We start from the raw sequence: 21,163 nt of genomic DNA on the forward strand, positions 1-21,163 counted from the left end.
ATTTTAATTTTATAAAAACGCTTTGTCTACGGGCTCCCAAAGCTCTATTTTGTTGCCTTCATTATCTAAAATCCAACCAAATTTACCGTACTCAAACTCTTGCATTTCTCCAACAATAGTTACGCCTTCTTTTTTTAATTCTTTTAATAAATCTACTAAATTTTCAACTCTATAATTAAACATAAAGTCTTTTTTTGAAGGTTCAAAATAATCCGTTTTATTTTCAAAAGCACTCCATTGTGTAGAACAATCATTCCCTTGTTTGTCTTTCCACCAAAAGGTAGATCCGTAATCATCGGTATTAAAACCTAAATGAGTTTTATACCATTCTTTAGAAGCTTTAGGATCTTCACTTTTAAAAAAGATACCACCAATGCCTGTAACTCTATTTTTCATTATTATTTCTTTTTAAGAACAGATTCGTAAGTGTTAATCCATTCATTAACAGTAAGTTTACTAACTAATTCGGCTATTAATTCATAAGGAATATCATCCATTTTTTTAAAACGAATACAACTTTTACCCATATCTAGTTTGCGTTTACAATGTTTAGGATATTCGTTTACAAACCATTTTAGTAATTCTGGTATTGCGTAAATACCACTATGATAAAGATTTACAGAGTTTTTTTGTGAAGCAATATTCATAAAAGGCAAAGGTAATTTAGGATTACAATGGTAACCATCTGGATATTTAGAATGTGGAACATAGTAACCCAACATTTTATAATTTATACCTTCTTCAAAACCTTTAGGTAAGTTTTTGTTGATGATTTTTCTTAATTTCTCAACAACTAATTTTCTGTCATCTGGTAATTGAGAAATGTATTCTTCTGGTGTTTTAGCTTCGTAAGTCATCTTTTTGTTTTAGGTTGATGATTAAAAGAGAGTAAGTTAATAAAATTTTACTTTAATTTTATCAACTATGGTTTGTGCTAGTTTTTCCTTGCTTTCAATAGTCCAACCAGCAACATGAGGAGATAATAAAACATTTTTTGAATTAATTAAATAATTGAAAGCATCTGGCATTTTATCATCTGAAAAAAGATTTTCGAAAGATGATTTCTCATATTCTAAAACATCTAAACCTGCACCTAATATTTTACCAGATTTTAATGCGGCAACTAAATCTTTAGTAACTACAGATGTTCCACGTGCAGTGTTTATTAACCAAAAACTTTTTTAAAACCGTTTATTAAATCTGCATTTATCATTTTTTTAGTGAATTCGGTTTGTGGAGTATGTAAACTTAAAACATCTGCTTTTTCTTGAAGTTCTTTTAATGAAACTTGTTTACAATTTTCATCAGATACTCCTGGTTTTATATCATAACAAAGAACTTCTACATCAAAACCACGTAATTTTTTTGCAAAAGATTTACCCATATTACCATATCCAATTAAACCAATTGTTCTTCCGTCTAATTCTATTCCGCGGTTTTCTTCTCTAAGCCATTTCCCGTTTCTAACTTCTTTATCTGCTTTATTAAGCTTGTTAAATAGCGATAAAAGCATACCTAAAGAATGTTCTCCAACAGCATTTCTATTTCCTTCTGGTGCAGCAATTAAAGTTATTTCTTTACTTTCTGCATAATCACAATCTATGTTTTCTAAACCTGCGCCAACACGTCCAATAAACTTAAGATTGGTTGCTTTGTCTAGAAAATTTTTATCAATAGAAAAACGACTTCTAATGATAAAACCATCGTATAAATGTATTTTAGCTTCTATTTCTGCTTTAGAAGAGGTAAAGTCTTCATCATTAATAAAACCTAAGTTGTTTAATTGATTAATTAATAAAGGGTGATTAGAATCTATGTGAAGTATTTTCAAAAAAAGATTTTAGATTGTTGGACTATTAGATTTTTAGAGGGGATGAAAATTTAGACATTATCATAATTTGTTGTAATGTATTATTAAGGCTTTTAATCTCATTCTTATCTATGATAATTTAAGTCAAAAGAAAGCAAAATTTGTGTTTTAATTTCATAACAAGAACCTAAAGACATCGTTAAAAACCTTGCAAAGTCTTTATTTGATTTTTTGAAGCACTTTTTGCCATATTAGATGGAATTGAAACAGAAGCTCTTCTCAATAGAGAAACTAAACCAAATTTTTCTGAATAAGAAAAACTATTTGTAATTTGATAAATATCCCTACAAAAAACTCTACTTAATTGCCAAAATCTTAAATCGTTATAACGATGCATATTTTATATTATAAGATTTCTAGTAGATTAGATTGTTAGAGAAATTAATAAAAATATTTATTTAAAGAAGGAAATAAAAACTATTAAAAATCTCGTTCTCAAATAGTTCTAAATATCTAACCAATCTATGACTAATACTGCTCTTTTTCATTAGGAAAATCTCCGCTTTTTACATCTGTAACATAATTTTCAAAAGCTCCAGTCATATCAGCAAATAAATCTAAATAACGTCTTAAAAAACGAGGGTTAAATTCGTGTGTCATCCCAATCATGTCATGTGTTACTAAAACCTGGCCATCTACACCATTACCTGCACCAATTCCTATTACAGGAATGCTAATTGCTTCTGCAACTTTTTGGGCTAATTTTGCGGGTACTTTTTCTAAAACCAATGCAAAACACCCAATTCTTTCTAACATTAATGCATCTTCCATTAATTTTTCTGCTTCTTCTTCTTCTTTAGCTCTTACTGTATAAGTACCAAATTTATATATAGATTGTGGTGTTAAACCTAAATGACCCATTACAGGAATTCCGGCATTTAAAATTCGCTTAATAGATTCTTTAACTTCTTTACCACCTTCTAATTTTATAGAATGCCCACCGCTTTCTTTCATAATTCTAATAGCAGAACGTAAAGCTTCTTTTGGGTCAGATTGGTAACTACCAAAAGGTAAATCTACCACAACCAAACAACGATCGATAGCTCTTACTACAGAACTTGCATGATAAATCATTTGATCTAATGTAATAGGTAATGTAGTTTCATGACCTGCCATTACGTTTGAAGCAGAATCACCCACTAAAAGCACATCTAAACCTGCTTTATCTAAAATTTTAGCCATGGTATAATCGTAAGCAGTTAACATGGAAATTTTTTCTCCATTTGCTTTCATTTCTACTAAAGATTTAACGGTAACTCTTTTGTACTGTTTTTTTGCTACAGACATAATATTTATATTTTTGAATGTTGTAAATGTATGAAAAAGCATTAAATATGTAACTAGTTAATATTTCGTTAATTTGAATCGTTTATAATTATCGAACGTAAAAAATAATTAGATTTAGACTTTTTAAAATCAACCTATTATGCCAAGAGTAATTACTGTCTTATTTGCAATTATTTTTTCTCTAACAATTACTGCTCAAGAAAATTCTGAGCAAAAGGAAATTAAAATAGTTATTGAAACTTTTTTTGAAGGATTACATAAAGGCGATAGTACAATTATAAAATCTACTTTACATAAAGAAATTAAAATACAAACAACAGCTACGAATAAAAAAGGTGAAAAGATATTAAAAACAGATTCTAAAAATAGTTTATTAACGAGTATTGCTAGTAAGAAAGCAGAACATATTTATTTAGAGAAATTATTGTCTTTTGATATAAAAGTTGATGGTAATTTAGCCTCAGTTTGGACGCCTTATGAATTTTATTTTAATGGTAATTTTAGCCATTGTGGGGCAAATTCTTTTCAACTATTTAACAATAATGGAAAATGGGAAATTATTTATTTGGTAGATATGAGAAGAAGAAATAATTGTAAGGCTTTAAAGAATAAAAATTAGTTTATATTTGATTTTTAAATAAAAAAATGCCCCAAAAACAAATCTTTTTAAACCCTGATAAATGGATAGATAATTACGCAGATTACCTGTTTAATTATGCTGTTGTGCGAGTTAACGATAGTGATTTAGCTAAAGACTTGGTACAAGAAACCTTTTTTGCAGGCTTAAAATCTGCTAAAAATTTTTTAGGCAAATCTACAGAGAGAACTTGGTTGGTTTCTATCTTAAAAAGAAAAGTAATAGATCATTATAGAAAAATAAATTCTAAAAAAGGACAAGCAGAGGTTAGAATGAATTTTTATGATGATGGCGAAAATGAAGGGAATTGGTTAGAAGAAAGAGTACCACAAAGTTGGAATAATGCATCTGAACAAGCACTCGAAAATCAAGAATTAAAAACTCAATTAGATGTTTGTATAGATAAATTACCAGAAAAATATGCTATGGTTTTTAGAATGAAAACGATACAAGAGTTTGAAACTGAAGAAATTTGTAAGGAGTTAGATATTACAGCGTCAAATTTATGGGTTATTATACATAGAGCTAGAACTCAATTAAGAAAATGTATGGAAGATAACTGGTTTAATAATTAAGAGATGTTTAAAAAATTAAAGATAACTTGCGATGAAGCAACTACAATTTGTGACAAAAGCCAATACAAAGAGGCTTCATTGTTTGAATTGATAAAATTAAACTTTCATTTTATTGGATGTAAAATTTGTAGACTTTATACTAAGCAAAACTCTAAAATGTCAGGCTTATTTAAAATAAAATCTTTAGATTGCAAGGATAAAAATAATTGCATGTCTAAAGCAGATAAAGAAGCCTTAAAAAAGCAATTCGAAGAAATAAAAAGATAATACGTTTTTCGGTTTTCGTAAAACCGTAATTTTTGATTTTTTGTTAGATTGAAACGGAATTTATAGAAATATAGATTCCGTTTTTTTGTACTTTTGATTTTATCTTCTCGAGCGCAGTCGAGAAGTTTTAATTTTTAGTAATTTAATTAGGTTTACACTGCGCTCAACCAGAATAAAGATGCATTTTTTACCAGAAGAAATAGATACGTACGTAGTAAATCACTCACAACAAGAACCTTTAATTTTACAAGAATTAAGCAGAGAAACTTGGCAAAAGGTTTTAAACCCTAGAATGTTAAGTGGTGCTTTTCAGGGTAGAGTTTTATCTATGATTTCTAAATTAATAAACCCAAAAACAATTTTAGAAATTGGTACTTATACAGGATATTCTGCCTTGTGTTTAGCAGAGGGTTTATCATCCGAAGGAAAAATTATTACAATTGATAAAAACGAAGAACTAGAAACGTTGCAAAATAAATACTTTACAAAATCTGGTTTTAGAAATCAAATAACTCAAAAAGTAGGGAATGCGATAGAAATTATTCCTACAATTGAAGAGAAATTCGATTTGGTTTTTATAGATGCAGATAAATCTAACTACGTTAACTATTTTAATTTAATAGTTGATAAAATGAATTCAGGTGGAATTATTTTGTCTGATAATGTACTTTGGAGTGGTAAAGTTGTAGAAAAACTAAATCCTAAAGATGTAGATACTAAAATACTATTAGAATATAATAAGTTGTTAAATACAGATGCTAGAATAGAAACTGTTTTATTACCTATTAGAGATGGTTTAACAATTAGTAGAGTTAAATAATATTATAGATTTCTTTTAATTGGCCCTGTAAAATCATCTATATTTTCTTTTACATCATTAATACCTTTTTTAAAGTCTTTAGCCAAATTGGTGTCGATACCTTGATTTTTAGCACTATCGTTAATTTCTTTTTTAATATCGTTAGTAGCGTCTTTTACTTGACGCATACCTTTACCTAAACCTCTAGCAATTTCAGGGATTTTATCTGCACCAAAAACCATAACCACAATTAATAAGATTACAAAAATTTCTGGAGCTCCTATAAATAAAAAGTGAACATTCATAAGAAGCAAAGATAAGGAGTAATTTTACAATTATTGGTTAGAAATTCTTAAATGAATTAACTTTTTAACGCGTTATTTTTCTAAAATTAAATAAACCTTACGATTATAGTTTGTTTTATCGAATTATTAAACACTTAAAAATCAGTTATTTATTTTTATTGTATCCTTAGAAAAGGGGAGAATTATCCCCAAAAACAGGGAGGAAAAAATTTCATTGTAAAAGGGGATTGTGTATTCTAAGAATCAGATGTACATTTATACCTCAATTAATTTTAAAACTTATATAATGAATTCCCTAAAAAAAATTATAGTTTTATTAGTTCTTTCGGTCGCAATATTTTCATTTAACAAATTTGAAAAAAACGAATCGACTCTTGAATTGAATACTAAAGACCTTAATGTAATTGAAATTTTAGCTAAGCAAAAAAACGAATGTAGACCATCTTCTGACTATTTGTTTTATGTAGAAAGTAATTTAAGTAATGATAGAACACCAACTATAACTGCTAAAGTTTATATTTTAGAAAGAAAAACAAATGCTAAAAGTTTACTTTCTGAAAAGAAGATTATAGTTTCTGAAAACAAATTTAATACATTAGAAACTCCAGAATTTCTTAAAAATGGAGATCAAATAATTGGAGATACTTCTAAAGACGTATATTCTTTTAATGAGTTGGTTAATTTTGAACCAATTTATAATAGCTACATTAAATCTACTAACAAGTTATTAGGCTTAAAAAGAAGTCTATAATTATGGGGTTTAATTAAAAAGTAGTAGTAAAAAATAATGGGTTTTATTACTACTTTTTAATTAACAAACTTAAATTGTTAATAGTAAAAAATAAAGTATTTAATTACTTTAAATATTCCCCAAAGTTTTTTTAAAACACTTAGAGCCGAAAAATATTTCGGCTCTTTTTACATTCTAATTGTTTATTCGATTAATTAAACGTAATTTTACAAAATAGAATCATTATTAAATTTATTTATTATGTATCCCCCGTACAAAAAAATACTTTTATTGGTATTGCTTATTTCCTGTTTTTCTTTTAATAAATTAGAAGAAAAAAACATTCCTAACAATCTTAATGTAATTGAAATCCTTTCTAAACTACAGAATGAGTGTAGGCCTTCTACAGCATATTTTTTTACGTAGAAAGCAAATTAAGTAACGATAGAACTACTAGAATTAATGCAAGTGTTTACATGCTTAATCGAAAAACTAATCAGAAAATTTTATTAGCTACTGAAAAAGTTGAAATTTCTGATACTGATTTTTCTACATCATCATCTTTAATGTTTTTAAAAAATGGAGATCAAATAGTTGGAAAATCATTTAAAAACTTATACTCATTTCAAGAATTAATTCAATTTGAAGTTATTTACAATAGTTATATAAGATCTACTAATAAATTATTAGACTTAAAAAGAAGTCTTTAAAGTATGGGGTTTAATTAAAAAGTAGTAATTAACAACATGGGGTTTAATTGCTACTTTTTAATTAACAACATCTATTTCATTAAAATTTAATTTTGCTTGTCTATCATACATAATAATGCTTCCGGCAACAGAAACATTTAAGCTTAATTCAGATTTAAATTTTACTAAATGATGCGATTTTTCTATCGCAGCGTTAGACAAACCATGATCTTCTGCGCCTAATAAATACACACAACGTCTAGGATGTTTAAAAGTTTCTAATTGTACTGCTTTTTCATCTAACTCTACACCAACCAACATTGCACCTTTAGGTAAATTGTTATAAAAAGCATCAAAAGTTTCGTAATGGAAATAAGGCATTGCACCTATTGCTTTATGCGTATCACAAGCTTGTTTTGCATAGCGATTGCCAATGGTAAAAATAAAACTAGCGCCCATATTTTGCGCAGAACGCCATAAAACACCTAAATTCTCAGGCGTTTTTCCATTCTGAATACCAATACCAAAAAAACCTTGCTCTAAATTATTTACCATTACTTTTTAATAAATATTCGTTTAAAAACATGAATACACCAATTAGAAGGATATCTTCTTTTTCTAATTTTAATGAAAGTTAAATAAAATAATTAACACGTTAAAACTAATTTTTTAAAGTGCTAAATATTAGGTTTTTATTTTTTTATCTCCTCATAAATAGGGAGACTTCTCCCCATTTATGGGGGGATAAAAATTTCATCATAAATGGGGATTGACAAGGATGTTTTAATCTACTAAATTTACTAAATAAATAATTGCTTAAAAAAAGAAGATAAATTAAAAGAGACTTATCATCTTATTGTCAAAATATGTGAAAGCTATAAAAAGACGTTAAAAATAGTTAGACGAGTTTAAATTCTGAAAATTGAAAGAGTAGGAAAAAGAAAATTTAAAAATTATATAAAAATGAAATTAATAAAAAAATATTACAATTAACAATGATATCTTTGTTAATATTAGCGTGTGAAAAGGAAATTAATTATCCGATTGAAACAAATGTTATTGAAAATGATAATTCAATCATTAAAACTCAAAGAATTGAGTCAGACGAAAAAACTATCGTCATAAATTTAGATTTAACTTACAAAAAATCTCAAAGAAAATTACCAACAATACAACATAAATTTATTTCTAGTAATAGTAATAATGTTATTGAAGATTTAAAAAATAATGCAAAATCTGTAAACGGTATTTATTCTATAGAATATAATAATAAAATTATATATGAGATGACAATTAAAAAAGGTGAAATTATTTCTAAAAAATCACATATTTTAATGCAAAAAACGGTAGAAGATTGTTCAGCCTCTGGAATAATTGAATGCTTTGATAGCACTGTAGAGGATATGAATTGGGTTGAATATGGATTTTGTATAGCAACAGCGCCAACTTGTACAGCACGAATAACTGCGAGTTGTATATGGGAAGAATGTTTTTAATAAATTAAAATATATAAATTATGAATAAATCTTATATCTTATACTTTACATTTATCGTAAGTATAATAGTTATGTTTTACACAATAAATTTAATTTTAAAAAAATCTTTTTTAAAAAAACAAACAAAAAAATTATACATTTATGTAACTATTTTAATTCCTTTTTTGGGTTTATATTTAGTTAATAAAAATAAAAGTAACGTTGTATAGCAACGTGTATAATTAATTGCTGGTAAAAGTCGAACTATAAAATGTTTTTTACACTTTATAGTTCGGGTTTTATTTGTTAAAATTACGCAACTAACCATACGTTCTAAAAATTGAAAGAGTATGAAAAAATACTAAAATCATTCATTCTATTAGTATTAGAAAAATAGAGCATTAATAAAAACTTTTTAATAGGGATATGCGTAGTAAAAGTTATTATAAACAAGTTGTGCCCAATTAAAAAATTCCGTTTCATAAGATAATTCAGATTAAATGATAGTATCAAATGATAGTATCACGAATGAAACCACCTTACGAAATAACATCTTCTATTTTAAAATTAATAATTTCTATTTCAGAAAAAATAGGAGAAATAAATGCTAATTTATTAAACAGACCTTCACCTAAATTAAGAAAACAGAATAGAATCAAAACTATTCATTCTTCTCTAAAAATAGAAGGAAATACACTTACAGAAGAGGAAATTACAGCTCTTCTTGAAAATAAAAGAGTTATTGGTCCTAAAAAAGATGTTCTTGAAGTTATAAATGCAATCAAAATCTATGAAAATTTAGAAGATTATAATCCTTCTAATGGAAAATCCTTTTTAAAAGCACATCAAAGCTTAATGGAAGGTTTAATAGAAAACTCTGGAAAATATAGAAATCAAAGTGTAGGAATTGTAAAAGGTTCAAAAGTTGCCCATTTAGCACCACCTTTTGGAAATGTGCCATACTTAATGAAAGACCTTTTTGAATATTTGAAAAAGTCTGATGAAATTGAATTAATTAAAAGTTGTGTTTTCCATTACGAAATGGAATCCATACATCCTTTTTTGGATGGAAATGGCAGAATGGGAAGATTATGGCAAACTTTAATTTTAATGGAAAAATATCCAATCTTTGAGTTTTTGCCTTTTGAAACTCTAATTAGTAAAGACCAGGAAAAATATTACAAGTCTTTAGCTGAAAGTGATAAACTGGAAAGTCAACTAAGTTTATTGAATATATGCTAAATGTTATTGACATTTCAATAAGTGAACTTTTAGATTTTAATAATCGAACGTTAAACGAAAAAGATAGATTAGAATATTATGTTTCATTAAATAAAACTGAATTTACAAGAAAAGATTATATGGGTATTTTTAAAGATATTTCTTCAGCAACTGCAAGTAGAGATTTAAAGAAAGGAGCTGAATTAGATTTATTTGAAAAAATTGGAGAAAAAAATAAGACAATCTATCGTTTAAAATAACTGGGCACAACACCATATATAAACACGTTACTTTTTAATCAACATTCGCTTAATTTCATTCAGTTTCATTAAAGCTTCAATAGGTGTTAAAGTATCAATATTAGTTGCTAAAATTTCCTCTTTAATGTTTTCTAACAAAGGATCATCTAATTGAAAAAAGCTTAATTGCATTTCTTCTTCTTGCGTTTGTTTTAAAACGTCTTTAACTTCTGCATTTTTGTTGTTTTTCTCTAACTTGGCTAATATCTTATTAGCTCTATGAATTACCATATTTGGCATTCCAGCCAATTTAGCAACATGAATACCAAAACTGTGGTTAGAACCACCAGAAACCAATTTACGTAAGAAAATAATGGTATTTTCTAACTCTTTAACAGACACATTAAAGTTTTTAATACGCTCAAAACTGGTAGTCATTTCATTCAATTCATGATAATGTGTTGCAAACAACGTTTTTGCTTTTGTAGGATGCTCGTGTAAGAACTCCGAAATTGCCCATGCAATCGAAATTCCGTCATAAGTAGACGTTCCTCTACCAATTTCATCTAAAAGAATTAAACTACGCTCAGAAACGTTATTTAAGATCGAAGCCGTTTCGTTCATTTCTACCATAAAAGTAGATTCTCCCATAGAAATATTATCACTTGCGCCAACTCTGGTAAAAATCTTATCTACAATTCCGATTTTTGCATTTTGAGCCGGAACATAACTTCCCATTTGCGCCAATAAAACAATTAACGCGGTTTGACGTAAAATTGCCGATTTACCAGACATATTTGGTCCGGTAATCATAATTATTTGTTGTTGAGTTCTGTTTAAAACAACATCGTTTGCAATATATGTTTGATCTATTGGTAACTGTTTTTCAATAACAGGATGACGTCCGTTTTTAATTTCTAAATCTGTGCTTTCATCCATAATTGGGCGCACATAATTGTTATCAATCGCTAAAACTGAAAAAGACAATAAACAATCTATTTTTGCAATAATTTGCGCGTTTTCTTGTACAATTTGAACATATTGAATGATATATTGTAATAATTTAGAAAAAATCTCTTGCTCTAATTTGGCAATTTTTTCTTCTGCACCTAAAATTTTTGTTTCGTATTCTTTAAGTTCTTCGGTAATATAACGCTCTGCAGAAACCAAGGTTTGTTTACGAATCCACTCTTCTGGTACTTTATCTTTATGTGTGTTTCTAACTTCAATATAGTAGCCAAAAACGTTGTTGAATGCAATTTTTAAACTAGAGATGCCTGTACGTTCCGTCTCACGCTTTAGCATATTATCTAAATACTCTTTTCCAGAGTTAGAAATGGCACGTAAATTGTCTAATTCTTGATGAACACCTGTTGCAATTGCATTTCCTTTATTGATGTTTACAGGCGCATCATCAAACAAAGTCTCAGTAATTTTTTCAATTAAATCTGTACAAGTGTGTAATTGATTTCCGAGTTTTTTTACAGCGTTATTTTTACTGTTTTCTGCGGATGCTTTTATGGGTAGAATGGCTTTTAAAGAATCTTTTAACAGCACAATTTCTCTTGGTGAAGCTTTGCCAGTTGCTACTTTAGAAATTAATCTTTCTAAATCGGATATTTGTTTTAGTTGATAGGTTACTGTTTGAGAAAACTCATCAGAGTCTATAAAAAACTTTACCAGTTCATGACGATTTTTTATTTCGTCGATATTTTTTAAAGGAAGCGCTAACCAACGTTTTAAAAGTCTTCCGCCCATTGGCGAAATTGTTTTATCAATAACATTTAAAAGTGTTACTGCGTTTATAGAATTCGGATTGTAAAGCTCTAAGTTTCTGACTGTAAATCTGTCCATCCAAACATAATTGTCTTCTGCAATTCTGCTAATATGTTGTATGTGTTTTAACTGATTGTGTTGCGTTTCTGATAAATAATACAACACGGCTCCGGCAGCAATAATTCCGTTTTTAACATCTTGTATTCCAAATCCTTTTAAGCTTTTTACCTCAAAATGATTGTGTAAAGTTTCGTTTGCATATTCTTTTTGAAAAACCCAATCATCTAAATAAAAAGTATAATATCTGTTCTCAAAAAGTTCTAAAAATTGTTGTTTATTTTGTTTCTGAACTAAAACCTCACTCGGATTAAAATTCTGCAATAATTTATCAATATATTCTGCAGTTCCTTGTGCTACTAAATATTCACCTGTAGAAACATCTAAAAATGAAATTCCCAGTTGTTTTTTATCAAAATGAACCGCCGCTAAAAAGTTGTTTGTTTTGGTTTGTAAAACTTCATCATTTAAAGAAACCCCAGGTGTAACCAATTCTGTAACACCACGTTTTACAATGGTTTTTGTCATTTTAGGGTCTTCTAACTGATCGCAAATAGCAACACGCATTCCTGCTTTTACCAACTTTGGTAAATAGGTATTTAAAGAATGATGCGGAAAACCTGCTAAAGCAGTTTCAGTTTCACTCCCAGCGCCACGTTTTGTAAGTGTAATTCCTAAAACTCCCGCCGCTTTTTTAGCATCATCACCAAAGGTTTCGTAAAAATCTCCTACTCTAAAAAGTAACATTGCATCAGGATATTTAGTCTTGATGGCATTGTATTGTTTCATTAAAGGAGTTACCTTTTTTACTTTTGGTTTTGCCAAGTTTTTGGAAATTTTCAGTTAGTTTTGCGAAGATAGAAAATATAGTTGTTAGTGTTTAGTTTTTGGTTATTAGTTAAGATACCATCAACAAAAAACCATTAACCAATAACTAAAATTATGAGAAAATTAAAAAATAACGAGTTAGGTAGAATTACAGTTGATGAATTTAAAACGGTAAAAAAAACACCATTAATTGTAGTTTTAGACAATATTAGAAGTTTAAATAATATTGGTTCTGTTTTTAGAACTTCGGATGCTTTTTTGATTGAAAAAATATATTTGTGTGGTATTTGTGCAACGCCACCAAATAAAGATATTCATAAAACAGCTTTAGGTGCAACTGAATCTGTAGCCTGGGAATATGTAGAAGATACGTTGACTTTAGTTGAAAAGTTAAAAGCAGAAAATGTAAAAGTTTTAGCTATTGAACAGGCAGAAAATTCTACAAAACTCGATACTTTTTATCCGAAGAAAGGAGAAAAGTATGCCATTGTTATGGGTAACGAAGTAAAAGGTGTGCAACAAGAAGTTGTAAACGCGTCTGATTTGTGTGTCGAAATTCCGCAATTAGGTACCAAACATTCATTAAATATATCTGTAACTACAGGAGTTGTAATTTGGGATTTGTTTTCTAAAATGATGAAAAACAGTTGATTTTTAAACTTAAAAGAGTATTTTTAAACCATAATCTATAAAATTGAAGAATATGTTTAAAGAAAATTTAAGTTTAGATGAATTAACAATGAATTTATCTCCTGGAGATTCTGGAACTACCGAAACTGGAGGGACAGGAGAAACTGGAGGAGGAACAGCAGGAGGAGATGATCCTGAGAAAAAATAAATTTTACCTTTACATTTATATGAAACCTTAATTTATTTAAGGTTTTTTTTAATTTTAAATATTATTCTGTTGAAAAAGTTTTCTTTTTTACTCTTTTTTAGCTTTTCTTTTTGCCTTTTTTCGCAAGATAAAATTCAAGAAAAAAAGACTCGTTGCTTACTTATATAGCAAAATTAAAGAGTAAAGAACTTACGCAAGAAAAAAAGAGGCTTATGCATTAAAGTCTATCAACTTAGTAAAAGACTTAGATGATAGTTTAAAATATGAGGCAAATATTAAAATTGCTCTCATGTATTTTAGAGTAAGAAAATTAGATTCTTTTAAAAAATATAGTCTAATTGCTCAAAGAAAAATTAAAGCTACAAAAGACTTACAAAAGCTACAAAAGACACATTTTTATTTGGCAACCTATTACAAGTACAAGGTAATACCAGATAGTGCTTATTATCATTATAACATTTCTAAAAACATTTTACTAGAACTTGGAGATACAATTACTGCCGGTAGAAGATTGTTAAATGTTTCTTCAATTCAAATGAATGAAAAAGATTTGTTAGGAGCAGAAATTACAGCTATAACATCATTAAGATATGTTGATAAATCTAACTTAAACAGAATTAAGTCTGACTTATATAATAATTTAGGCCTTATTGCTAAAAAAAGAAATAATTACGATGAGGCTTTAAAATACTTTGATAGGAGTTTTCAATATATAAAAAACTTAAAGGAAAATAATAGAATTATTAAATCTAAATTAAACTATTATAATAATATTGCTTTGGTATATCAACTAAAAAAAGATTACATTAAGTCTAATGTATATATAAAACAAGGGTTATTGTATGATAGTATTAAAGTTAAATTTATAAATAACTATGTTACTCTTCTTCAAAATTTAACATTAAACAACTACAAACTTCATAACGAAAAGAACCTTCTAAATAATTATAATGAAATTTTAGAGATTAGTAAAAAAGAGCAATTTATTAAAACCATTTGTACTACAAATAATTTATTGGCTTTTTATTATAAAGAGAAAAAAGATATTAAAAAAGCCTTGTTTTATGCAAATGAAGGGTTAACGTATTCTAAAAAAATAAATGAAAACGAAAGGACTTTAGATGCCTTAAAGTTACTGTCTGAATTAACGGAAGGCAATACTTCTAAGAATTTTTTATCAGCATATATTCAGTTAAATGACAGTATGTATATTAGAGAACGAGGTTTAAAAAATCAGTTTGCTAAAATTAGATATGAAACCGAAAAAACAGCACTAGAAAACAGTAATTTAAAGGTTACAAACGAAAAGAATAAGCTTGAATTAGAAAAAGAGAAACAACAAAAAATAATTGGTTGGCTCTTTGCAGGAGCAGGTTTACTTTTTATAGGTTTTGGGTATTTAGTAGTAACAAATAGAAAAAAGAAGCTTTTATACGATTCGCAATTAAAACAAATTGAAGCTCGTGAAAAAGAGCGCCAACAAATAGCTAAATCTTTACACGATGAGGTTGCAGGAGACATTAGAATACTTCATAAAAAACTGGTAAAAAATAATTTAATAGCAGAATCTAATGCTTTAGAAACAGTAAAAGATAATGTTAGAACATTGTCTCATCAATTAAGTAGTGTTTCCTTTAGCGATGTTACTTTTAAAAATCAAATTATAAATTTAGTATCAGATTATTTTGATGCCAATTTTATAATTAGAATTAAAGAGATAAATGCTGTAAATTGGATTGATGTTAATAAATCTATTAAGAGAACACTGTTTTTATCAATAAGAGAAAGCATTCAAAATATTGATAAATATGCTGAAGCTAAAAAAGTTTCAATCAGTTTTTTTAAAAACAAAAAAGACATTCTTTTAACAATTGAAGATGATGGAATTGGCTTTGATATAATGAAAAGTAAAAAAGGAATTGGCTTAAAAAATATGAAAGAGAGAGTAGAAGAAATTAATGGTTGTTTCACTCTTAAGAGTGAAGTAAAAAAAGGAACAATAATTACAATTGAAATCCCTTCGAATGGAAAATAAGTTAAGAATATTAGTAGCAGATGATCATCAATTAGTTATACAAGGAATTTTATGTTCTTTAAAAGAAGTTGGAGATTTTGATGTAGTAACAACTAATAGCTGTGATGAAGCTTTTCAGTTGATAAAAAGCAACCAAAAAAGTAATCCTTTTAAATTGTTATTTACAGATTTAAGTTTTGATAATGTTACAGAAGACTCTTTAATTGATGGAGGAGAAGAGTTAATAAAAGCAATTAAAAATAACGAGTTAGATATTAAAATTGCAGTAATAACGGGTCATACAGAAACCAATAGAGTCTATAATGTTATTAATAATTTAAACCCGAATGCATATTTATTAAAGAGTAAATGTGATGCTACAGAAATTGGTTTTGCAATTCAAAAAATGTTGGTAAATGATTTTTATTACACACATGAAATTCATCAAAAAATAATGCGCAGAAACATCATTCAAATTCAGATGGATGATATTGCCATACAAATATTAAAAGAGCTGCCAAATCATCCTAAAATAAGTAATTTAGAAGGTGTAATTACTAAAGTTGATGGTTCATTTATTAAACTTAGATCTATAGAAACTAAATTAGCAAACCTAAGAACAGATTTAAACGCGAATAACAATACAGATTTAATATTAAAAGCGAAAGAATTAGGAATTATAGATTAGTATTTTAGTTTTGCGGAAATCCACATTTTTAACTTCGGTTATTTACAGTTTGTAATTTAATTACTAAAGTATATTTGTAGTATTATTATTTGAAACCGATAGATTTTAGGGAATTATTGCTGAGAATAGTATTATTACTAGTGAAAAAAAAGGAAAAAGAAAAAAACTCTCTTATTGTTTTAAGAGAGTTTTTTTTATATGCCTAAAATTAATTTTGCAATCATAAAGTAAATTAAAATTCCAAAAATATCATTTGATGTTGTAATAAATGGACCGGTTGCTATTGCAGGATCAATACCTCTTTTATTTAAAAACAAAGGAACAAAAGTACCAATTAAACCTGCAATTATTATAACTACTACTAAAGAGGCCGAAATAGCCAAAGCAAGGTTTAATTCTCCTTTATAAGCCCAAACGAATAAGAATAAAAAGACAGCAAGAATTACTCCATTAAGAGCAGCTAAAAGCATTTCTTTAAAAAGCCTACTATTAATACTTCCTTTTACATCATCATTTGCTAAACCTTGTACAATAATTGCAGAAGATTGTACTCCAACATTTCCTGCCATTGCAGCAATTAAGGGTGTAAAAAAGAAAAGTGTTGCGTATTTAGAAAAAACGGAATGAAACCCTTCCATAATAATAAAAGCTCCTACCCCGCCAATTAAACCTAAAAAAAGCCAAGGTAACCTTGCTCTAGTAAGTTCTAAAATACTATCATCTGCTTCTACATCTTGTACTAAACCTGCTGCCATTTGATAATCTTTGTCTGCTTCTTCTTTTAAAACATCAACAATATCATCAATAGTAATTCTACCTAACAAAACATTATTATTATCTACAACTGGTATGGCTTCTAAGTCGTATTTTGCCATTATTTTTGCTACTTCTTCATCGTCTTCATTTACATTTACAGCGTCTACTTTTGCTTTAGAAATATCTGCAATTTTTTGGTCAGATTTTGCTATAATTAAATCTTTTAAAGACAACCTTCCAACTAGTTTATCATCTTTATCTACAACATAAATGGAGTGTACTCGAGTAACCTCTTTAGCTTGCCCTCGAATTCTTCTCATACAACCTGCAACAGTCCAAGTTTCATAAACCTTTACCAATTCTTTGGCCATTAAAGCTCCTGCAGTATCATCTTCGTAAGAAAGTAGTTCTTTTATATCTGCTGCAAGATCATCATCTTCTAGTGCATTAATTACACGTTCTTGTCTTTCATTAGAAAGTTCCCCAATAATATCTGCAGCATCATCTGTATCCATCTCTCCAACTTCTTCTGCAATTTCTTTTGCAGATAAGTTTTCAAGGATTTTTTCTCGAATATCTTCATCTAATTCTGTAAGAATTTCAGATGTTTTCTCACTATCTAATAATTTTATAATATAAATAGCTTCATCAAAACTTAATTCTTCTAAAACCTCTGCAATATCTGCAAAGTGTACCTCAGAAAATAAGGAAGAGATTTCTTTATCTCTATTAGAATTGATAAGTTCTGTTAAGTTATTTAAAAAAATATTAGTAATTTCAAATGACATTTGTTGCTATTTTTTGTGTAAGTGTAATAAATTCTTGAACAGATAATTGTTCTGGCCTTTTAACAAATATAGGGTCTTCTTTTATAGAATCTGAAAGATTAAAGGTTTTTAGACTTGAACGTAACATTTTTCTACGTTGATTAAATGCTGTTTTTACAACTCTAAAAAATAATTTTTCATCTACTGGTAATGAATAATCTTTTTTTCTAATTAATCTTATTACACCAGAATCTACTTTTGGTGGCGGATTAAAAACGGTTGGAGGTACGGTAAACAAATATTCTACGTCAAAAAAAGCTTGTGTTAAAACAGAAAGGATTCCGTAAACTTTAGAACCTTCTTTTTCTGCAATTCTTTTAGCCACTTCTTTTTGAAACATACCTGCAAACTCTGGAACAAATTCCCTATTTTCTATGGCTTTAAATACAATTTGAGTAGAAATATTGTAAGGAAAATTTCCAATTATGGCTACTTCTTGTTTGTTGAAAATAGTTTGTAAATCTTTCTTTAAAAAATCGCCTTCAATTATCTCGAAATTCTCCTTAGAGGTGTCTAATTTTATATGCTCTAAAGGAAAAGTTTCATGCAAATAAGCAACAGATTCACGATCTAATTCCATGACCGTAACTTTTGGTTCTTTTTGTAATAAATACTTAGTTAAAACACCCATTCCTGGGCCAATTTCTAATACATTATTATAACCTGTTTCAGTTAAAGCATCAGCAATGTTTTTTGCAATACTTTCATCAGTTAAAAAATGTTGACCTAAATGTTTTTTTGCTTTTACTGACAAGTTGAGTGATTTTATAAATGAATAACAAAAGTAATCTAAATTTTTACTATTTTTTAGTTAGTTTCTAGTATTAAAAATTTATGATTCTTAGTTGTTTTTTTAACCCTAAAGAAAAAATGAGAGTAAAAACACCAAGACCACAAAGAAAACCTGCAATGGTTTCTTCTGGTTCTATTCCCCATTTTAAAAAAGATAAACCAATTCCTGTTAGCGCAATTAGTATTGCAATTATTAAGATCTTCTTTCTGTTATTATATATTTTTTCGTTCATTCTAATTACTAACATTGGTAGGGTAAAACTCTTTAATTAACCTTAGCTCGGTTCTAAAAGCTAGCATTTTGTCTCCAAAACGTTTAAGACCTTCTACTTGTAACCTTTCTGCATCTTCTTTGTAATAACTGTTTAAGTCGTCTCTTGTGTTTGCTGTATATTGAATAGAATATGTTCTGCCTCCCATCTCTTCTTCCACCAAAACTTCTGTAAGTTTTGCTGATATAAATTTACCAGTATTTAAAACATCTGGTATATGAGATTCCATCCAACTCAACCATTCTTTATGAACAGTTTCATCTATATTTATTGTTACGTTGTATATGTACATATCTATATGTTTTTGGTTTTTAGTTGATAGTTGTTAGGGTTAAAGTGTAAACCAAAGACCAAATAACTATCAACCAAAAACTATATTGTATCTCCTCTTAATTTTCTATATTTTTTTCTAGCTTCTACCAAGTATATGCTGGAAGGATAATCAAAAATTATTTTCTGATAATATTCTTGTGCTTTTTCTGTGTTGTTTAGGTGGTTATTATATATTTCTGCCATTATAAAATAGACATCATCTGTTAAAAAACTTTGATTATCTGCTGCAATAATTTTAGATAAACTTAAAATTGCTTCTTCGTGTTTTTTTTGTTTGATAAATAATTTTGCTTGAAAAAAAGTACATCATCATAAATAACTTCTCCAGGAACTAAACCATTTACAAAAATTTTTTTAGAAGTAAATAAGCTTTCTAACTCAGAAAAAGCTTCTTCATCTTTATTTTGATATGCAAGCAATTCTGCTCTCGCTAATTGTTTTAATCCAGAAGGTATAGAATCTACAGGTTCATTATCTGAAATTTTTAAAAACAAATCTACAGCATCGTTTGCAATAAGTTGAGTTGTAGAACCTTTTAAAACTTTTAATTGTGCTTTTGCCCAAGTAAAATCTCCTTTAAAATAACTAGTTTGTGCTACTTTAAAACGCGCTTGTTGTGCTAATTCGTGATTTTTTAATTGCGTCTGAATTTGAGAAAAATAAATTAAAGCTTTATTAAATTTCCCAGTAAAGACTAAAACATCGCCAAGTTTTAATTTAATTCTTGCTTTGTCAAATTTTGTTCTAGACAATGCTAAAGCTTCTTCTAAAACAGTTTTTGCCTTTTTAGGATTGTTTTTGCTAAAGGTTAAAAAATCTGCATATTCAGTTTGTAGTTTTATGGTAAATACATTTTTACCAAACTCAGAAAATAATGATTGAAATAATTGATCTGTTTCTGGATTTTCTGTTGCTACAGCAATTTTTGATAGGTAAAGATTTGCATCAATTTTCTCTTCTTTTATAACTGATTTTTCATTGATAAAATCGAAGCATAACTTTGAAGATTCGTAGTTTTTATTTTCAAAAGCAATTTTTCCTAAGTCAAAAATTACAGATAAATCTATAGGATTCCTTTGATACAAAGCCTTCTCTTGTATTAATGCTTTGTAGTAGTCTTTTTGCTGTGTAAATAGCCAACTTAATAAAATGTTCCATTCATTTTTAGGGTTGCTAACAGATTTTTTTAAAAGTGTTTTTTTAAATAGAACATTAGTTTCACTTTCTGCATCATCTGTAATGTATTTACTAGCATATCTTTGCACTAAATTTAAGTAACTTTCTTGTTTATCAATTAGGTTTATATAAGACTCAAACATTTTCTTAAACTCACCTTTTTCCCCATAAATCTGGGCTATTTGAAAATTATAATTTGCATTTGGGTTTTTAATCATAGCTTTTTCATAAGCTAAAATGGCATTATCTAATAAACTATAATTTTTAAAAATTCGCCCAATTGTTCCTCCATACGCAGTGTTTTTATCGAGAGAATTTATGGCTTTTTTATAATTAATATTAGCCAATTCTTGTAGTTTTTGGCGTTCGAAATTATATCCTAAATACACATATAAATAACTTTGTGAGGCATCTTTTCGAATTCTATTTTTAAGTAAATTTTCTACAATTTTATAATTATCTGTTTGTTGATAACAAGAAATTAATCGATCTAAGTATGTGGTATTAAAAGGGCTTTTATCATAAAGTTTCTTGTAAATTTGAGTTGCTTTTTTATATTCTCCTTGCCTGTAATAGTTTTCAGCTAGAAGAAAATTGTTTTGAGAAGCCTTGTTTTGAGCAACAGAAAAGGCACTAATGAATAGGAAAACAACAAGAAAATATTTCTTCATAATTTCAAAGATACTTAAGATAAATGTTAAAATTTTATTAA

At 27.7% G+C, this 21,163-nt stretch carries 23 protein-coding genes and 3 pseudogenes; 12 read left to right on the forward strand and 14 right to left on the reverse strand.

Translation table 11 applies throughout. The features are described from left to right. Nucleotides 1–9: 9 nt before the first annotated feature. The 5 genes and pseudogenes from N5A56_RS14515 to panB form a co-directional block, all read right to left on the reverse strand. Nucleotides 10–396 carry a VOC family protein gene (locus tag N5A56_RS14515; RefSeq protein WP_265726816.1) on the reverse strand — a complete coding sequence of 129 codons (387 nt, stop codon included), beginning with the start codon at nucleotides 394–396 and terminating at the stop codon, nucleotides 10–12. A 2-nt stretch (nucleotides 397–398) separates the two neighbouring features. Continuing rightward, complete coding sequence (locus N5A56_RS14520; RefSeq protein WP_274270506.1) at nucleotides 399–857, reverse strand: DUF1801 domain-containing protein; 459 nt, start codon at nucleotides 855–857, stop codon at nucleotides 399–401. Between the two features lie 36 nt (nucleotides 858–893). Further along, nucleotides 894–1,831: pseudogene (locus N5A56_RS14525) on the reverse strand (2-hydroxyacid dehydrogenase). A gap of 104 nt (nucleotides 1,832–1,935) precedes the next feature. Further along, nucleotides 1,936–2,207: pseudogene (locus N5A56_RS14530) on the reverse strand (four helix bundle protein). A gap of 131 nt (nucleotides 2,208–2,338) precedes the next feature. After that, nucleotides 2,339–3,157, reverse strand: coding sequence for a 3-methyl-2-oxobutanoate hydroxymethyltransferase (gene panB, locus N5A56_RS14535; protein ID WP_274270507.1), 819 nt, complete (start codon nucleotides 3,155–3,157; stop codon nucleotides 2,339–2,341). Between the two features lie 139 nt (nucleotides 3,158–3,296). On the opposite strand from panB, the gene N5A56_RS14540 reads away from it, so the two are divergent. The 4 genes from N5A56_RS14540 (at nucleotide 3,297) to N5A56_RS14555 (ending at nucleotide 5,456) form a co-directional block, all read left to right on the forward strand. Next, nucleotides 3,297–3,776 carry a nuclear transport factor 2 family protein gene (locus N5A56_RS14540; protein ID WP_265726819.1) on the forward strand — a complete coding sequence of 160 codons (480 nt, stop codon included), beginning with the start codon at nucleotides 3,297–3,299 and terminating at the stop codon, nucleotides 3,774–3,776. Between the two features lie 26 nt (nucleotides 3,777–3,802). Continuing rightward, nucleotides 3,803–4,369 (forward strand): sigma-70 family RNA polymerase sigma factor, encoded by a 567-nt coding sequence (locus N5A56_RS14545; protein WP_265726820.1) that lies wholly within the window; start codon nucleotides 3,803–3,805, stop codon nucleotides 4,367–4,369. 3 nt (nucleotides 4,370–4,372) lie between these two features. After that, nucleotides 4,373–4,636: a hypothetical protein gene (locus N5A56_RS14550; RefSeq protein WP_265726821.1), complete on the forward strand. Its 264-nt coding sequence runs from the start codon at nucleotides 4,373–4,375 to the stop codon at nucleotides 4,634–4,636. A 178-nt stretch (nucleotides 4,637–4,814) separates the two neighbouring features. Beyond that, nucleotides 4,815–5,456 (forward strand): O-methyltransferase, encoded by a 642-nt coding sequence (locus N5A56_RS14555; protein ID WP_265726822.1) that lies wholly within the window; start codon nucleotides 4,815–4,817, stop codon nucleotides 5,454–5,456. A gap of 2 nt (nucleotides 5,457–5,458) precedes the next feature. Here N5A56_RS14555 and N5A56_RS14560 read toward each other — a convergent pair whose 3' ends face one another. Then, nucleotides 5,459–5,740 (reverse strand): Sec-independent protein translocase subunit TatA/TatB, encoded by a 282-nt coding sequence (locus tag N5A56_RS14560; RefSeq protein ID WP_265726823.1) that lies wholly within the window; start codon nucleotides 5,738–5,740, stop codon nucleotides 5,459–5,461. 286 nt (nucleotides 5,741–6,026) lie between these two features. Here N5A56_RS14560 and N5A56_RS14565 point away from each other — a divergent pair, with 286 nt between their 5' ends. Next, entirely contained in the window at nucleotides 6,027–6,491 is a 465-nt protein-coding gene (locus tag N5A56_RS14565; protein ID WP_265726824.1) for a hypothetical protein, read from the forward strand. Between the two features lie 455 nt (nucleotides 6,492–6,946). Beyond that, nucleotides 6,947–7,180 carry a hypothetical protein gene (locus tag N5A56_RS14570; protein WP_274270508.1) on the forward strand — a complete coding sequence of 78 codons (234 nt, stop codon included), beginning with the start codon at nucleotides 6,947–6,949 and terminating at the stop codon, nucleotides 7,178–7,180. 57 nt (nucleotides 7,181–7,237) lie between these two features. Here the strand turns inward: N5A56_RS14570 and N5A56_RS14575 are convergent, their stop codons facing one another. Further along, on the reverse strand, nucleotides 7,238–7,714 hold the full coding sequence (locus tag N5A56_RS14575) for an RNA methyltransferase (RefSeq protein WP_265726826.1): 477 nt from the start codon (nucleotides 7,712–7,714) through the stop codon (nucleotides 7,238–7,240). 440 nt (nucleotides 7,715–8,154) lie between these two features. Here N5A56_RS14575 and N5A56_RS14580 point away from each other — a divergent pair, with 440 nt between their 5' ends. Further along, a complete protein-coding gene (locus N5A56_RS14580; protein WP_265726827.1) occupies nucleotides 8,155–8,655 on the forward strand; it encodes a hypothetical protein in 501 nt (166 codons plus the stop codon). Nucleotides 8,656–9,162: 507 nt separating this feature from the next. Next, nucleotides 9,163–10,153: pseudogene (locus N5A56_RS14585) on the forward strand (Fic family protein). Here N5A56_RS14585 and mutS read toward each other — a convergent pair. Then, nucleotides 10,143–12,752, reverse strand: a complete 2,610-nt coding sequence (mutS, locus tag N5A56_RS14595) for a DNA mismatch repair protein MutS (RefSeq protein ID WP_265726830.1) — start codon at nucleotides 12,750–12,752, stop codon at nucleotides 10,143–10,145. The pseudogene N5A56_RS14585 and the gene mutS sit on opposite strands and share 11 nt — an antisense overlap. 117 nt (nucleotides 12,753–12,869) lie before the next feature. Between mutS and N5A56_RS14600 the strand changes: the two genes are divergently transcribed. The 4 genes from N5A56_RS14600 (at nucleotide 12,870) to N5A56_RS14615 (ending at nucleotide 16,295) form a co-directional block, all read left to right on the forward strand. Continuing rightward, complete coding sequence (locus N5A56_RS14600) at nucleotides 12,870–13,406, forward strand: RNA methyltransferase (RefSeq protein WP_265726831.1); 537 nt, start codon at nucleotides 12,870–12,872, stop codon at nucleotides 13,404–13,406. Nucleotides 13,407–13,458: 52 nt separating this feature from the next. After that, complete coding sequence (locus N5A56_RS14605) at nucleotides 13,459–13,593, forward strand: hypothetical protein (protein WP_265726832.1); 135 nt, start codon at nucleotides 13,459–13,461, stop codon at nucleotides 13,591–13,593. Between the two features lie 289 nt (nucleotides 13,594–13,882). Further along, the gene (locus N5A56_RS14610; protein WP_265726833.1) at nucleotides 13,883–15,628 is read left to right on the forward strand and encodes an ATP-binding protein; all 1,746 of its coding nucleotides are present in this window, start codon (nucleotides 13,883–13,885) and stop codon (nucleotides 15,626–15,628) included. Then, nucleotides 15,618–16,295, forward strand: coding sequence for a response regulator (locus N5A56_RS14615; RefSeq protein ID WP_265726834.1), 678 nt, complete (start codon nucleotides 15,618–15,620; stop codon nucleotides 16,293–16,295). Before N5A56_RS14610 ends, N5A56_RS14615 begins: the two co-directional genes overlap by 11 nt. Nucleotides 16,296–16,489: 194 nt before the next feature. Here the strand turns inward: N5A56_RS14615 and mgtE are convergent, their stop codons facing one another. From mgtE to N5A56_RS14645, 6 genes are all read right to left on the reverse strand, one after another. Beyond that, a complete protein-coding gene (gene mgtE / locus N5A56_RS14620) occupies nucleotides 16,490–17,839 on the reverse strand; it encodes a magnesium transporter (RefSeq protein WP_265726835.1) in 1,350 nt (449 codons plus the stop codon). Then, the gene (rsmA, locus tag N5A56_RS14625; protein ID WP_265726836.1) at nucleotides 17,829–18,632 is read right to left on the reverse strand and encodes a 16S rRNA (adenine(1518)-N(6)/adenine(1519)-N(6))-dimethyltransferase RsmA; all 804 of its coding nucleotides are present in this window, start codon (nucleotides 18,630–18,632) and stop codon (nucleotides 17,829–17,831) included. Before rsmA ends, mgtE begins: the two co-directional genes overlap by 11 nt. Nucleotides 18,633–18,702: 70 nt before the next feature. Then, nucleotides 18,703–18,903, reverse strand: a complete 201-nt coding sequence (locus tag N5A56_RS14630) for a hypothetical protein (RefSeq protein ID WP_274270510.1) — start codon at nucleotides 18,901–18,903, stop codon at nucleotides 18,703–18,705. Nucleotide 18,904: 1 nt separating this feature from the next. Then, on the reverse strand, nucleotides 18,905–19,234 hold the full coding sequence (locus N5A56_RS14635) for a DUF4286 family protein (protein WP_265726838.1): 330 nt from the start codon (nucleotides 19,232–19,234) through the stop codon (nucleotides 18,905–18,907). Between the two features lie 80 nt (nucleotides 19,235–19,314). Next, nucleotides 19,315–19,458, reverse strand: a complete 144-nt coding sequence (locus tag N5A56_RS14640; RefSeq protein WP_265726839.1) for a tetratricopeptide repeat protein — start codon at nucleotides 19,456–19,458, stop codon at nucleotides 19,315–19,317. A gap of 62 nt (nucleotides 19,459–19,520) precedes the next feature. Then, nucleotides 19,521–21,122: a tetratricopeptide repeat protein gene (locus tag N5A56_RS14645; RefSeq protein WP_265726840.1), complete on the reverse strand. Its 1,602-nt coding sequence runs from the start codon at nucleotides 21,120–21,122 to the stop codon at nucleotides 19,521–19,523. Between the last annotated feature and the right edge of the window lie 41 nt (nucleotides 21,123–21,163).

This window comes from Polaribacter ponticola, from assembly GCF_026191475.2.
Lineage (GTDB): Bacteria > Bacteroidota > Bacteroidia > Flavobacteriales > Flavobacteriaceae > Polaribacter > Polaribacter ponticola.